The sequence below is a fragment of the Bradyrhizobium sp. NDS-1 genome (assembly GCF_032918005.1).
In the GTDB taxonomy this organism is placed as follows: Bacteria; Pseudomonadota; Alphaproteobacteria; order Rhizobiales; family Xanthobacteraceae; genus Bradyrhizobium; species Bradyrhizobium tunisiense.
Map to the genome: position 1 here is coordinate 4,440,389 of NZ_CP136628.1, position 15,342 is coordinate 4,455,730.

Genomic DNA, 15,342 nt, shown 5'->3' on the forward strand with positions numbered 1-15,342 from the left:
GCTCAGAGATTTGATACCAATTTGCAGCAGGCACGTACTCCTGAGAGTGACGAAGCCTTCCGGAAGAGCGCTCCGCCCCCAGGCTCAGTGCGACTGAGCAATAGAGCTTTTGCAGTTTTAGAGACCTTTATGCGCGGGGTTCGTCGTGCAATGCCGGAAGGCGATCAAATCGCTTGGATTGGATGGGCGAAGGATCAAGCAGTCAAAAGACCGAGCGACACCAATTGGACAAGTCGCGGCTCGGGATGGGTTCTTGGCTCTTACTCAAGGGCTCAGGTACCGCCCGACGTCATCGACAAGTTTCGAGGCGTAGAAATTGTGTTCACTACTGATGAAGATCCGGCATCACTGACAGGAAAGACCATCGACGTAGCAAATCGCAGATTCTTTGTGCGCGACTAAATCACAGCAGAAAATTCTAACGGGGTCTCCGGTCCAACCTTTGACTCGATAGGGGGTCAGACCCAACGGGCAATCTGCCGATTGTGAACGAGTTGGACAAGCTGCCATTGTTGCAAGGATGAGGCTCATGGGCCGCTCGATCCGAATTGATTTTCAGATTCCAGCAGCATCAGGACTGGAACGGAGTTTGGCGATACACAATGTACGCAACTTCGCTGAAGAGCTCAGCTTGACGCTAGGCGAACGCGGTTACTTGCCGATGGAGCAAGCCGACGCTGCAACCAACAGCGTTATGATAATTGATATCAAGAAGAGGAGTGTCGGTCGCTGCCGTGCGCACGTGACGAGACTACTCGAAAAGTACGGGATCAGTGCAAACGTAACCAAACAGCTCTCGGATATGACATGAGCTTCCATGGCAGATCATGCTGTCAACCGGGCTGTCCTTTGGAAACTAATGATGCCACATTGGCTAGTCGTAGTTCTTGTGTTGCTGTTCGTCGGAGTATGCATGGCAATCGCGTGGCCTTCCCGCAAGAAAGTGGGGCACGACAAGGACGACTCCGGTGTCTGGACTGGCGGAGATGGAATGCACCACGGATCCGACTGACTTCAGCAATGGGTCAGAAGCGGCCCCCAGCTCGCATCACCGTAGGGTCCGCTACGGGCCACAACCGGACGTCTAGCGACCAAGATTGCCTTGGAGCATAGGAACGTCTGCAGGCCTGTGATCGTTGGTCCGCAGCTTGGTAACTATGAGCGTTCGGAAACGCGGTCGCAGACATCGTGAGATGTTGCAGCAACATTCCTGATGTGGATGTTCGGCGTTCTCGCGGCCGCACATCTGATCAAGAGGCGTTTCCGCGGAACGTAGCATCGATGTCTAGAGAAGCTCTTTCAGATGAACTCAGGAACGTAGAGCGCCAGGTGATCGAAGGAGAGCGGAGACTGGCCGTGTGCGAAGCGCGCATCGTTGAGCTCAAACGCAGTAAACAGGACACAACTGCAGCTGAAGCAGAACTTGACGCGATGCGAAAGGATCAGCGGGCTCTTGAACAGGACCGGCAGCGCCTCTTAGGGCATCTCCAGCCCTAGATCGCCGGATATCGGGCCGCAGCGGCGACTGTGAGGTGCTGTTTCTCTCAGCGCCGGCCGACTCGATTGACGGGGCCGCCCCGATTCATCGGCGTTCCAGGCCGAACGCCTACACCAACGGCGCCGACGCCGGGGGTTACCACGGCTCGGGCGACCGGTCGCGGTCGCAGCACGACACCGGGCCGTACAATGCACCCGACGGGGTAGGCAACATACTGGCAGTAAACCACGGCGCTCGCTTGTTCGGTGCTTGCGGCCACGAACCCGGCAACGAGTATGGCTGACATCGCGATCGACAGCTTCATGTTCATATCCTCAGTTGGTTGGGAAAGGTTTCGTCAAAGAACGTTTTTCTTCGCTTCCGAATGACAGGACCACGAGGCACCAGACCGCCAGCGCCGCGTGGGCGAGCACCACCGGCCACAAAGCGACGCCGGACAGTCCTTGGGTAGTCCACGCCAGAACGAGGATCGCGACCACGGCTGCATTGTAGATCAGCATGGAAGCGACCAATCCTTTTGCGGCAGGGCCAGCGGCGTCGTGCCGCGCGAGCCAGCACGCAACGCCGAGCGCGACCATCGCCACACCGGTTACGCGGCTGACTGTGATGCCGGCAGCCACGCCGGGCGCCGCGCCCAACAGCAATTCCACCAGCAGGGACGGTGCCACCGCGAGCGCCAGGCCGGTTGCTGCCTCGGCCGCGCCCATCGTTGAAAGGAGCGGCTTCGGGCCGGGAATTATCGACCCACTCATTTCCGCGCCTTCGATGCGCGCTGTTTGTCCGCGGGTTGTTCGATCGGATCCGGCTCCGGTGGTTGCATCGGTCCCAATTCGGCCTTGGACTGCGCGACGGCCTTGATCTCGGGTTCGAGCTTGAACGTCAGCCTGTTGATCCTGCCTGTGAACTTGAACGGCGGGTCGTAGCGATACTGCAGCATGGCGACACCGCTGCGGGTATCGATACCGACGTCGAAGCTTTCATCCTCAGGGAAGGTGACCGGCATGGAGTGCTCCATGGATTTCCGGGCCACTTCCTTGCCGTCGACGGAGAGAACGCCGGTCCCTCCCTTGCCCAGGCCCGGACCATCCGACTTGAAGTCGAAACGATGGTGTGCTTGCCCGCGCTTAACTCTGGTCCCTCCCAGCTCGTGCGCTTGAGGTTGAGCAGGTTGTAGAGGAACACTGGCTTGCCCGATCGAATGCCCGCCACACCCTTGCTCAGGAACAACCCATAACCGCCGAAGCGACCGCCTTCGGTGACGATCATGCCTTCCGCGCCGCCTTGCGGAATCGTGACCTCGGCGGTGATCGTATAGGACTTGTTGAGAATACTCGGCGCCGCGCTGGCCGGCACGCCCGACAGCTCGCCCGAATAGGTGAAGACGCTTCGTCCCGCCGTGAGGCTCGGGCGCGGCGTGTTCCAGCGTAGCAGTGTCGTGTTGTCGAGCGGCAGCACGTTGTACTTCTTCGCCTCCGCATCGAACACCGCCTGCAATTCCCTGACCTTGTCCGGCATCTGCGTGGCCAGGTCATTGAACTGAATCGGATCCTCCTTGACGTTGTAGAGCTCCCATTTGTAGGCGCTGACATCCGGGGGCGGCGTGGTGCTCAGCACCCACGGCTGGGTGACCGGCGTCGTCGCCGCCACCCAACCCTCGTGATAGATGGCGCGATTACCCAGCATCTCGAAATATTGCGTGGTGCGCCGGCTCGGGGCGTCGGTGTTGGCCTTGTCCAGCGTGTACAGCATGCTCACCCCTTCGATCGGGCTTTGCTTGATGCCGTTGACGAGCTCGGGTTGCGGAATGCCGGCCGCTTCGAGAATGGTGGGCACGATGTCGATGACATGGTGGAACTGGTGGCGGATGCCGCCCTTACCGTTGATATGGCCGGGCCAGGAGATTGCCATGCCCTGCTTGGTTCCGCCGAAATGCGACGGCACCTGCTTTACCCATTTGAACGGTGTGCTCATCGCCCATGCCCAGGGCGCCGCAAAGTGCGGGAACGTCTTGTCCGAGCCCCAGAACGGATACCAGAGGAACTGGGCCTTCACCGGCACCGGGACGCCATTGAACGTCGTGAACTCATTCGGCGTGCCGTTGAGCATACCTTCCGCGCTCGCGCCATTGTCGCCGCTGATGTAGATGATCAGCGTGTTGTCGAGCTGGCCCATGTCCTCGACCGCCTGGATGACGCGGCCGATCTCGTTGTCGGTGTAGGCGAGGTAGGCGCCATAGACATCCGCCTGCTTGATGAAGAGCTTCTTTTCCAGCTCGCCGATGGAATCCCATTCCGGAAGTTCCTTCGGCCAGGGCGTCAGCTTGGCGTAATCGGGCATGATGCCGAGCCGCTTCTGGTTGGCGAAGATGGTTTCGCGCAACCTGTTCCAGCCCTCGTCGAACAGGTGCATGTCGCCGATCTTCTTGATCCACTCCGGCGTCGGATGATGCGGCGCGTGGGTGCCGCCTGGCACGTAATAGACAAAGAACGGTTTTTCCGGCGCGACCTCCTTGAGCGTCTTCAAATGCTGGATGGCCTCGTCGGCCATTGCTGTTGTGAGATTCCAGTCAGGATTACCCTGGAAGGGATAGATCGCGGTCGTATTGCGGTACAGGTTAGGTTGCCACTGGCTGGCATCGCCGCCGACGAAGCCGTAAAAATATTCGAAGCCCATTCCGTTGGGCCACTGCTCGAACGGTCCGGCCTGGCTCGACTGGTAGGACGGCGTGTTGTGATTCTTGCCGAACCAGGAGGTACCGTAGCCGTTCGCCTTCAGGATGGTGCCGATGGTGCCCTTGTCGATTGGGATGATCGAATCGTAGCCCGGATAACCCGTTGCGATTTCGCCGACCACCCCGGTGCCGACCGAATGATGGTTGCGACCGGTAATGATGGCTGCGCGTGTGGGCGAGCAAAGCGCGGTGGAATGGAAATTGGTGTAACGCAGACCCTGTGCTGCGATGCGGTCGAGCGCAGGAGTGGGGATCACTCCACCAAACGTGCCGGGCGCACCGAAGCCGGCATCATCGGTCATGATGAGCAGCACGTTGGGCGCGCCTTTCGGCGGCACCACGCGCGGCGCCCACCAGGGTTTTGATTCCGAAGCTCTCGCCCTGATTTCCCCGCCGAACGCGGGGGGCGGTGGCGGAATTTGTTTTCCGTCGATGGTGGTGGTGGCACCGGGCGTGCCCGGCTCCCCCGTCGTCATCACTTGAGCATTCGTGGGTCCCGAAAGCACGGTGAGAAGGAGTACAACGAGGCCGTTGGTTTGCAGGACATCGCGACGGGTGCGCATGACGAAGTTCCCCTTTGTCGGCTAGTTGGCGGCCTCCGGGATCTTGCTTCTGCGTCTGACGCAGCGGAATCCGACGTGACTTGTGGATGTATCGATCGCTTCCGCATGGCGCGCGGCCGGCCGATAACGGCGGCAATAGTTCGGCGCGCAGAGATGCGAGCCGCCCTTCAAGGGTTTGCCCGGAATCCGCATATTGGGTTGATCTGGATCAAGGCTTTTGACTTCCGGTCCGCCGCGCGGGTCTTCCGGGATGCAGCATGCCTTCGTCGCGAGCGCATCCGAATAGGCGACATGTACGACAGGATGACTGTCGTGCACATTGATACTACTCTTTGGGCCATAAGGGTGCCGCCAGTCGGCACCCTTCATGAATTGCCACCATCTGCTCCAGTCGCGGACATCGACGGCCCGCGCGGGCGCTTCCTCGAGGTAATGCTGATCAGAACCCATGCGGAATATGCCGTCGGTCGCCCCGGTTTCCGCTTCGGGTCAGAAGTCGACTTTAGCGCGTTCCTGCCCACGTCAGCTTTGGGTCAAAAGCGGCCCACGAACGAATGGGGTTCGTAGGTCCTCAACGGGCCAGAAGCCGAAGTCCGCGAACCCAGCGTTCCTTTGGATGTTTGCCAAGATCGATCCCGTGAAATGCGTTCGCAGTTCGACACGAAATGCGCGCTGGAGATGCGTTGCAACCGCGCTGCAGTTTTAGTCGCCGCGATGCCGGCGTGATCCAGCGCACACTTGATACCGCGCTGATCCGAACCCCTCCGCTTTGCGTAGCCACCAACGGATGTCTGAAACTCAAACTCCAAAAGGACAAAACCATGATTACCAAAACGCTGTTCGCCGGGCTTCTTACAGTCGGTTTTCTCTCCGCAGCTTTCGCGGTCGACGCACAAGCAGAGCCACGTCATTCCCAGCACGTGAAAAACGTGGGAACGACCCAGGGTGGTGCCCGGGCGGGCTCTATGGATAGCTGGCCGCAGACGATGGACGAACTGACCAACGCCTATAACTGTGGTCCGTATGCGGACAAAGAGTCGGCCAAGAAGTGCAAGAAGTAACGCTCTTTAACCGTTACAGTGCTGCAGAAGGGGTCAGTTAAACGCTGGCCCTTTCTCTTTGGGCAATGACTCCGTGGCCACCACAACTTGTCAGTGATGGGCGACGCTCCTCCTGCGGCCGCGCGCACGAGCAGAATCCGGCGGGCAGCTCGCCGTGGCCGCGCCTGGCGCGAAGCGCAGAAACACCAACGTCAGCGGCGGCAATTCCCGCTACGCGGCACCATTGAAGAAGAATGAGCCGCCCCAGAGGATCGAGAGCAGCGAGCAGCGACCAGTCGCGCGCGTCGATCCTATTGCTTGAGGGCATGGGTTCTCACATCGGCGGCCGAGCCCGCTGAGCTGAGGCAAAAGACCTACGTTCGGATCATCACGCGATAGACTTGCGCGACGCCCATCGCTTATCTGCAACCATCGATAGGCAACGGGCGTGACGAGACTTCGCACTTGCAGCATTGAATGTATTTGAGCTGACGCAATTGGACGAATATCGTCGCTGTCCCTTGAGTAAAGAGTGGGGCAAGCAATGAGTGGTTTCCAAGCCAAATTGGAGCGTTTCGAGAACCTCGCTGCGGAGTGCGAGCTGATCGCTAGTCGATCGAAAGGAAGCAATCGCGAACTATACCAGCGAGCATGCCAGCATTATCGCGAGTTGGCCAATGATGTGCGTGCCTTAATCGCATCGTTCGATCTTGCGGCTTAGGTCTATTGCATCGCCATTGATCAAGATTGGTCGCCCTGGGCGCCAAGCCGATTTGCGCTGCGACTTACTGTAACCGTCCGATGAAGGCTGCGGGTGAACGGTCGCAAAGCGGAATTTCTCCCGCTTTTCTCCCCTTTGCTTTTTAGCAAATGGGAGGAGGAGTTGGCTTACTCTTGTCCTTTCGCCCACTTCGCGGCTTCCACTGCGCGCTGGTTTGAGGTGCACCCCAACGAACCTGGAACAACGATGAGACAGACCTTCTCATTCTTTGGGCGCGGCCGGGATGTAACAGTCACGCCGCCATTGTTCGTTGCCTTGTCTGTCGTAGCCTGGCCAGGGCGGTTGACGGACGGCGGCGGTGACGTATTTGTGCTGTAGGTGCCGCCCGCGTTCGACCGGTGATCACGAACTCCAGCGTCCGCCGGGATCGAGACCGTCAGGAGCGTTGCCGCCAGGACCGAACCAGCAAGTAGTTTGACCTTTGCACTCATAAGTGCCTCCTTCTTGGGATGTGTACACTGCTGTGAAGTACGGTGTGCCTGCCCATTAGAACCGCCGGGATACGAAGCGCGTAAGCTGGAAGACGGTGTGAGCCCAGGGCTCGTCAAGTCCACTCGGGGCAGAGCGGAATTGTCCTGCTTTTCAACTCTTCACCGTTCACCTGATGGGGTCTCCCCTTACAACCTTCGCGGCTGTCACCGCGACCTTGTTTGAAGTGCACCCATATGAGCCTGTACCCATGATGCACACCTTTACTTCCTTCTTCGGGCGCGGCCTGGATGTAACAGTCACGCCACCATTGTTCGTTGCGTTGTCTGTCGTGGCCTGGCCAGGGCGGTTGACGGACGGCGGCGGTGATGCATTTGTGCTGTAAGTGCCCGCGTTCGACCGGTGATCACGAACTCCAGCGTCCGCCGGAATCGAGACCGTCAGGAGCATTGCCGCCAGGACCGAACCAGCAAGTAGTTTGACCTTTGGATTCATAAGTGCCTCCTTCATGGGATGTGTCCCTTTCGCGGTGGATCGCTAACCACCGTCACATCAAGATAAATCGAAGGCGCAGGATTTTATGTGCAACAGGTCACGCAGCCTGTGACCGTCTGGCTTTGCAGGCCACTGCGGCCGAAAGGCGTAGCCAAGTCGGAGCCCTGCACGACAACATCGCCTAGATGAATCCCTATGCGAAATCTGAGAGCGATATCGTCACGGAGATCGGCCGCACGGTCTTCGATTTCGCTGCATTTCGATGCAGCACTCACCGGCCTCCAAGGCGCTCGCGAACTCTGCCAAGACGCTGTTTCCGGCCGTGTTGGCTATTCGTCCGCCGTACTCGGTTATGAGCTGATCGAAAATGGCACGAGCATCAGAGAGTGCCTGGACAGCGCCGCTTTCATCCACGCTCATTAGACGCGAGTAACCGCCACGCCTGCGGCAAACGATTGCTGCGAGCTACCTGCTGATAGAACGTTGACTTTTTGCCACCGCTCCCCCCTTGGCCCGCCAGAAGAGACGGAAGGCTCGAAACGAAAGTTATTTCTTCAGGACCGCTTCGGGTCACAAGCAGTCCTCCACGCGCAATACTTGAGAGGTCTGCTAAGGGCCGACAGGCGACATGCCTCCGTCCGAGGGACGTAGAGAAACGCGTTCCAGTCAGATCATCGGCGCGCCATCACTCTACGTCCAATGACCGAGCGAAGCCTTACGCTGAACGCCTCACGATTTCGGGGGGCATCGGCGTCCACGGGAATCACACGCTGGCGGGCGCGGCGCCTGCTGCTGGAATCTCACGAGCGGATTGAGATCACAATAGCTGGTCCACCGCCCGGATGCCGACGCCAGGCACTGCTCTCTCGTCTCGTACATGCACTCGCCGGGAGGGCCAGCATGGCCACCGAAGACACACCAGGGATAGTCGCGGCCGGCCTGTGCTGCTGAAGAAAGTCCCATCAGCAGAAACCCAATGAGCAAAGCGAGGCGCATTCGACCCTCCATCATGTCAAGCGGACGGATTATAGAACATGCTGGAAGCGAGTGGAGCCTCAAAAGTAAATCCTGGGGCCGCAGCCGTCACCGAGGATATATTGCAGTGCAGCCCGTCGCTTTGGGCTGATGAACTCCGGGATACGATGCCGCCAGAGCCGACTTCGCTCTTATGAGCACCCGCCCTAGGACGGCTTCTTCGGCCGCGACACCAGCTCGATCATCCTGCCTTCATCATCGTCCGGCATCGCAGCCTTCGCCTGCGCGTAAGACTCCACCGCGGCGCGCGCGACCAGCGGCTTGTCCGCCAGCAGGCTCTCCGCGAGCCTCACCGCATAGGCGGCATCTTTGTGCCGCAGCGCCGATGTGAAGGTCGCGCCGCTGAAGTCGCGGGCAACCATGCGCTTGGAATGGCGCGCGACCTGCGGGCTTGCGGCAACGCCCGCCTGGATCGATTCCAGCACCAGGTTCATGTCGAGCCCGGCCTGCTCGGCGATCGCAAGGCCCTCGGCAAGCCCAGCGATCTGGATCGCGCCCATCAGGTTGTTGATGAGCTTGTAGACCGTGCCGGAGCCGACCGCGCCGAAATGGCGGATGGTCGAGCCGATCGGTTCGAGATAAGGCCGCGCGCGTTCGAGATCGGCCGGATCGGCGCCGACCAGCAGCGTCAGCTTTCCGCTGGCGGCCGCGTCGGGCAAGCCAGTCACCGGGCAGTCGATGTAGATCAGCCCGCGCGCGTTCAGCTCGCGGCCCATCTCGCGGGCGTGGTCATAAGAGACAGTCGAGCATTCTACCGCGATGGTGCCTGATTTCGCGGTCTTGGCTGCGCCGTTCGGCCCGAGCCAGACCGCGCGGGAGGCTTCGTCATCGGCCACCATGGTCACGACGGCGTCGGCGTCGATCGCAGCGTCCTCAGGCGAGGTCGCCCAGTGCGCGCCGCGCGCGATCAGGTCAGCAGCCTTGGCCTTGCTGCGATTCCACAGCGTCACGGTGAAGCCGGCGTCGAGATAGCGGCCGGCCATACCGTGGCCCATCCGCCCAAGCCCGATGAAGGCGACCCGGGGCATGATCAGTCCACGTCCTCGATATCCGCGCCCGTGGTCCCGAAGGCCCGTTGTGCCAACGTCGCGGCCATGAAGTCGTCGAGCTCACCATTGAGAACGCCCGACGTGTCGGAGGTCTGCACGCCCGTGCGCAGGTCTTTCACCATCTGGTAGGGCTGGAGCACATAGGAGCGGATCTGGTGGCCCCAGCCGATATCGGTCTTGGCGGCCTGGTCGGCGGCGGCCTTCTCCTCGCGCTTCTTCAGCTCGATCTCGTAGAGGCGCGCGCGCAGCATGTCCCAGGCCTGCGCCCGGTTCTTGTGCTGGGAGCGGCCGGCCTGGCAGACCACCGCGACGCCGGTCGGAATATGGGTCAGGCGCACCGCGGATTCGGTCTTGTTGACGTGCTGGCCGCCGGCACCGCCCGAACGCATGGTGTCGACGCGGACGTCGGATTCCTTGATGTCGATCTTGATGCTGTCGTCGATGACGGGAAACACCTGCACGCTCGAGAACGAGGTGTGCCGACGCGCATTGGAATCGAACGGCGAGATGCGCACCAGGCGGTGCACGCCAGCTTCGGTCTTCAGCCAGCCATAGGCGTTGTGGCCGGAGACCTGGATCGTCGCGGACTTGATGCCCGCCTCTTCGCCCTCGGACTCTTCCAGGAACTCGACCTTGAAGCCATGGGTTTCAGCCCAGCGCGTGTACATGCGCAGCAGCATCTGCGCCCAGTCCTGGCTCTCCGTGCCGCCGGCACCGGCATGGACTTCGAGATAGGAATCGAAACGATCGGCCTCGCCCGACAGCAGCGCCTCGAGCTCGCGCCGCGCGACCTCCTTCTTCAGGTTCTTCAGCGCGGCTTCGGCTTCAGCGACGACGCCGGCATCGCCCTCGGCCTCGCCGAGCTCGATCATGCCGATATCGTCTTCGAGCTCCTGCTCGACCTTGCCGATGCCGCCAAGCGAGTCCTCGAGCGAGGTGCGCTCCTGCATCAGCTTCTGGGCCTTCTGGGGATCGTTCCAGAGGTTGGGATCTTCTGCGAGCTTGTTCAGTTCAGCGAGGCGCGCCGTCGATTTCTCGACGTCAAAGATGCCTCCTCAGCAGCCCGACTGACTGCTTGATCTCTTCTACCAACCGTTCGATTTCGGCGCGCATGTCGTTCTCTGATCTCGCGGAATCCCGCGTGCAAGCGCATGGTCCGGGAAAGTGTGCAGCGGCTTCCCGAAAAGATCATGCGCAAACAAGAAATACAGCGCGATGACTGATCGCGCAGATGGGGATGTAGCGGCGGCGGCCGCAAAGCGCAACCGCCCGGAACCGCAATCGTCCGTGTTGTCCGGCCTCAGTAGAGGCCACCGGTGCCGGGCCGCATGAAGAAGCCGGAATCCGGTTGCTGCTGCGAGGCCGGCATGCGTCCGTCGGCGTCGGCAACGCCGATGACGGAGTAATTGTCGGGCGGCGCCGTGCCCGGCTTGAAGGCCTCGAGGATGGTTCCGCCGGTTTCGCCCGGGCCTGCACGCATGCCGGTCTTTGCGGCGACGCGCACGAGCTTGATGCCGGCCGGCACCTTGAACGGCACGGCGGGCTTGTCGGCAAGCGCGAGCTGGAGGAAGTCGCGCGCGATAGGGGCTGCCAGATGGCCGCCGGTTGCGGCGTTACCTTTGCCGAGCGGACGCGGCTTATCGTAGCCCATATAGATGGCGACGGCGATGTCGGGCGAGAAGCCGACGAACCAGGCGTCCTTGGCCTCGTTGGTGGTCCCGGTCTTGCCGGCGACGGGTTTGCCGACCGCCTTGATAACCGTGGCCGTGCCGGACTGCACCACGCCTTCCATCAGCTCGGTGATCTGATATGCGGTCATGGAGTCGAGCACCTGTTCGCGGCGGTCGATCAGCTGCGGCTCGGGCTGGTTCTTCCAGCCGCCCGGCGCGTCGCAGCCGCGGCATTCGCGCTGGTCGTGCTTGAAGATGGTGTGGCCGTAGCGGTCCTGAATACGGTCGATCAGCGTCGGCTTCACCCGGCGGCCGCCATTGGCGAGCATCGAGTACGCCGTGACCATGCGCATCGCCGTCGTCTCGCCGGCGCCCAGCGCGTAGGAGAGATAGTTCGGCAGTTCGTCATACACACCGAAACGGCGGGCATATTCGCCGATCAGCGGCATGCCGATGTCCTGCGCGAGGCGCACCGTCACGGTGTTCAGCGACTGCCGCAGCGCGTTGCGCAGTGTCACCGGCCCCTGGAACTTGCCCGACGAGAAGTTTTCAGGCCGCCATACGCCTGCGCCCTGCCCCTGGTCGATTTCGATGGGAGCATCGAGCACGACCGTCGAAGGGGTATAGCCGTTGTCGAGCGCAGCCGAATAGACGATCGGCTTGAACGACGAACCGGGCTGCCGGTAGGCTTGCGTGGCGCGATTGAACTGGCTCTGGTCGAACGAGAAGCCGCCGACCATGGCGAGCACGCGCCCGGTCCAGGGATCCATCGCCACCATGGCGCCGGACACTTCGGGGATCTGGCGCAGCCGGTACTGGCCCTCGACCGGCTGGCCGTCCTTGTAGAGCGGATCGGCATAGATCACGTCACCGGGCTGCAGCACCTGCGACACCGCCGTCGGCGTCTTGCCTTTGGTTCCGCCCTGCACGGCCCGCGCCCAGCGCACGCCGTCAACAGTGACGATGCCGGTCTCGCGCTGCTTGCTCACGGCGCCGCCAAGCTCGCGGCTCGGCTGGAAGCCGATGCGGGCCGACTGGTCACTGGTCTCCAGCACGACCGCCATGCGCCAGGGCGAGATGTCGGAGAGCGATTTGATCTCGGCGAGCTTCACGCCCCAATCGCCCGAAACATCGAGCTTGCTCATGGCGCCGCGATAGCCCTGCTGCTCGTCATAGTTCACGAGGCCGGTGACCATGGCCTTGCGCGCCATGACCTGGATCTTCGGATCGAGGGTGGTTCGGACGGACAGACCGCCCTCGTACAGCTTCTTCTCACCATAGCGTTCGAAGATATCGCGGCGGACTTCCTCGGCGAAATACTCGCCGGCGAAGGTGTGGGCGCCGTTGGAGCGGCTGGTGACGGCGAGCGGCTCCTTGCGCGCCTTATCGGCGTCGGCCTGCTTGACCCAGCCGTTCTCCACGAGACGATCGATGACGTAATTGCGGCGCTCGATGGCGCGGTCGCGGTTGCGGACCGGATGCAGCGTCGCGGGCATCTTCGGCAGCGCGGCCAGATAGGACGCCTCCGCCACGGTGAGCTCGTTCACTGACTTGTCGAAATAGACCAGCGAGGCGGCCGCGATGCCGTAGGCGCCGAGGCCGAGATAGATTTCGTTCAGATACAGCTCGAGAATCTTGTCCTTCGAGTAGGTCTTCTCGATCCGCATCGCCAGCAAGGCTTCCTTGATCTTGCGGGCGAAGGAGACCTCGTTGGTCAGAAGGAAGTTCTTGGCGACCTGCTGGGTGATGGTAGAGGCGCCCTGCGGGCGCCGATTCGAGCCATAGTTCTGGATATAGACGAGACCCGCGCGGGCCATGCCGGTGTAGTCGATGCCGCCATGCTCGTAGAAATTCTTGTCCTCGGCCGCGAGAAACGCGTTGATCACGAGCTTGGGCACGGCCTGGATCGGCAGATAGAGCCGCCGCTCCTTGGCGTATTCGCCGACCAGCGAGCCGTCGACCGCATGCACGCGCGTCATCACCGGCGGCTCGTAATCCTGAAGCTGAGAGTAGTCGGGCAAGTCCTTGGAGAAATGCCAGATCAGGCCTGCCGCGGCCCCGACACCGACAAGGAACACCACCGTTCCCGCGGCGAACAGGAAGCCCATGAACCGCACCAGCAAGCGCATTATCTGTTTATCCGTTCAAACTCTGGATCAGCCCAGTATCAGCCCAGTATCGGCCCCTTGGCACCCAAACAGGCGCCAACCTCACGTCGCGAATTCACCGGCTTACACAATACATCAGTGCCGGACTTACGACGCTTGCCGAACAGGATTCTCGCCGATTCCGGAACCCCCTGCGGCATTTTTATAAAGCGCCCGCTGTGGCCAAACTAGGGCTTTTCCGGCGGAACGGAAAACCCTTTCAGTTTGACAACTTTCGGGGGCGCCCAATTGGGCGATCCCGAGGTCGTCAATTCGACGATCCCCGGGTCGTCAATTTGACGATCCCGCGGTGGCCATCCGTTTGGTCAAGAACCCGTCGATTGCCTGCGCCATCGAGCCGACGGCCTTGGACCGCCAGCCCTCCGAGACCAGATGCTCGAGGTCGGCCTTGTTGGAGACATAGCCGATCTCGACCAGCACCGAGGGCACATCGGGCGCCTTCAGGACCCGGAAGCCGGCCGACTTCAGGGGATGCTTGTGCATCCGCACCGTGGTCTTCATTTCACCCATCAAAAGGCGGGCGAAACGATTTGAAAAGGTGCGGGTTTCTCGCTGCGTGAGGTCGATCAGGATGTCGGCGACGTCGGTCGGCTCCTCCGTCAGATTGAAACCGGCGATCGCATCTGCCCGGTTTTCCGCATCCGCCAGCCGCTGGGCCTCGGCGTCGGACGCCTTGTCGGACAACGTATAGATGGTCGCGCCCTGCGCATCGCCCTCGGCACGAGGCAACGCATCGGCATGAATCGAGACGAACAAGGCGGCCTTGAGATTGCGGGCGATCTTGGTCCGGTCGCTCAGGGGAACGAAGGTGTCGTCGTCCCGCGTCATGACCACCCGATATTTGCCGGCCTTCTCAAGCCTGTCGCGCAGCGCCAGCCCAAAGGCCAGCACCAGGTTCTTTTCGCTCTCGCCGCTCGACTGCGTCCCGTTGTCGATGCCGCCATGGCCGGGATCGATCACGACCACCGGACGGCCATCGGCCTTCTGCGGCGCCGTTTCCGGGGCCGTCGTCGCCGGAGCCGTCGCAGGCTTCGCCTCGGCGATGGTGGGCCGGAGTTCGGGACGATTTTCGGGCGCGAGCGACTGCACGAAGGTGGCGCGGTCGACCTCCTCCAGTTCCAGCACGAGCCGGGCGGGCTGGCCGTTGGCCGCCTCCACCGCGTAGGAATTGGCGATCCTGGCCGGTCCCGTCAGGTCGAACACAATCCGCGAGCCGCCGGGCATGACCAGCCCGTAGCGGAAAGCCTTGACCAGTCCACGCCCTCCGGCTCCGGTGCCCGCCGGCAGCTGAAAATTGACCTGCGGCACGTCAATGACCACCCGGTAGGGGTCGGCCAGCGTGACGGCGCGGAAGGTGATGGCCCGGTCCACGTCGAGAATGAAGCGGGTCTGCTTGCCGTCGCCGGCCAGTCGGGCAGCCGAGGCAATCGGGAAATTCGCTACCGCAACAGCGGGTTGCGGCTGGCTCTCCGCTGCGCTCAGGCGCGAAGAATCAGCATATGGCAACGCCGCTGCGCACAGCAGTGCGCATCCCAGCAGAACCCGTTGAATTGTGCGGCTCGCCACCGATTCCGTGCCTCCGAGCAGCCCTTTTAACGCAATAGAACCACAGGGTTAATCGATCCTTAATGACAGAAACGCGAAACTCGCTGACTGTGACCGCCGTGCGACGCTCCCTTGCACGTATGGCTCATTCCTCGTATGTACGGAATGCTGACGGCCGATATTTCCGGTTGTGTCGCATTCAGCCTCCCGGTGCATCGCCGGAACTCTCAAGGTTTGAGAATTCCAGCGTTTTCCGTTTCCCTCTAAGACCAGCGCGGTGCGCGGCAGCGAGTGGAGCGGGTCAAGCGTCGGCGGCGGACGGTCCTGGGTTACCACTC

General features: G+C 61.5%; 9 protein-coding genes and 2 pseudogenes. 2 read left to right on the plus strand and 9 right to left on the minus strand.

Annotated elements, in window-relative coordinates; genetic code table 11:
* The first annotated feature begins 529 nt into the window (after positions 1-529).
* The gene (locus tag RX330_RS21005) at positions 530-811 is read left to right on the plus strand and encodes a hypothetical protein (protein ID WP_317239662.1); all 282 of its coding nucleotides are present in this window, start codon (positions 530-532) and stop codon (positions 809-811) included.
* Between the two features lie 733 nt (positions 812-1,544).
* Here the strand turns inward: RX330_RS21005 and RX330_RS21010 are convergent.
* The 4 genes and pseudogenes from RX330_RS21010 to RX330_RS21025 form a co-directional block, all read right to left on the minus strand.
* Positions 1,545-1,802 (minus strand): hypothetical protein, encoded by a 258-nt coding sequence (locus tag RX330_RS21010; protein ID WP_375847721.1) that lies wholly within the window; start codon positions 1,800-1,802, stop codon positions 1,545-1,547.
* Positions 1,803-1,812: 10 nt separating this feature from the next.
* Positions 1,813-2,205: a hypothetical protein gene (locus RX330_RS21015; protein ID WP_317239663.1), complete on the minus strand. Its 393-nt coding sequence runs from the start codon at positions 2,203-2,205 to the stop codon at positions 1,813-1,815.
* A 41-nt stretch (positions 2,206-2,246) separates the two neighbouring features.
* Positions 2,247-4,705 (minus strand): annotated as a pseudogene (locus tag RX330_RS21020) (arylsulfatase).
* 108 nt (positions 4,706-4,813) lie between these two features.
* Positions 4,814-5,281: pseudogene (locus RX330_RS21025) on the minus strand (SUMF1/EgtB/PvdO family nonheme iron enzyme); the annotation flags it as partial.
* 176 nt (positions 5,282-5,457) lie between these two features.
* Between RX330_RS21025 and RX330_RS21030 the strand changes: the two are divergent.
* A complete protein-coding gene (locus tag RX330_RS21030) occupies positions 5,458-5,853 on the plus strand; it encodes a hypothetical protein (RefSeq protein ID WP_317239664.1) in 396 nt (131 codons plus the stop codon).
* Between the two features lie 2,413 nt (positions 5,854-8,266).
* Here the strand turns inward: RX330_RS21030 and RX330_RS21035 are convergent.
* The 5 genes from RX330_RS21035 to RX330_RS21055 form a co-directional block, all read right to left on the minus strand.
* Positions 8,267-8,548: a DUF3551 domain-containing protein gene (locus RX330_RS21035; protein WP_212085675.1), complete on the minus strand. Its 282-nt coding sequence runs from the start codon at positions 8,546-8,548 to the stop codon at positions 8,267-8,269.
* Positions 8,549-8,718: 170 nt separating this feature from the next.
* Positions 8,719-9,600, minus strand: coding sequence for an NAD(P)-dependent oxidoreductase (locus RX330_RS21040; RefSeq protein WP_317239666.1), 882 nt, complete (start codon positions 9,598-9,600; stop codon positions 8,719-8,721).
* 2 nt (positions 9,601-9,602) lie between these two features.
* Positions 9,603-10,734, minus strand: a protein-coding gene (gene prfB, locus RX330_RS21045; RefSeq protein WP_212085679.1) for a peptide chain release factor 2 whose coding sequence is annotated in 2 segments (ribosomal slippage) — positions 9,603-10,664 and positions 10,666-10,734 — 1,131 coding nt in all. Because the reading frame shifts where the segments join, the coding sequence is not laid out codon by codon here.
* 187 nt (positions 10,735-10,921) lie between these two features.
* Positions 10,922-13,420 carry a penicillin-binding protein 1A gene (locus RX330_RS21050; RefSeq protein WP_212085687.1) on the minus strand — a complete coding sequence of 833 codons (2,499 nt, stop codon included), beginning with the start codon at positions 13,418-13,420 and terminating at the stop codon, positions 10,922-10,924.
* Positions 13,421-13,729: 309 nt separating this feature from the next.
* Positions 13,730-15,025: an N-acetylmuramoyl-L-alanine amidase gene (locus tag RX330_RS21055; RefSeq protein ID WP_317239667.1), complete on the minus strand. Its 1,296-nt coding sequence runs from the start codon at positions 15,023-15,025 to the stop codon at positions 13,730-13,732.
* Positions 15,026-15,342 lie beyond the last annotated feature (317 nt).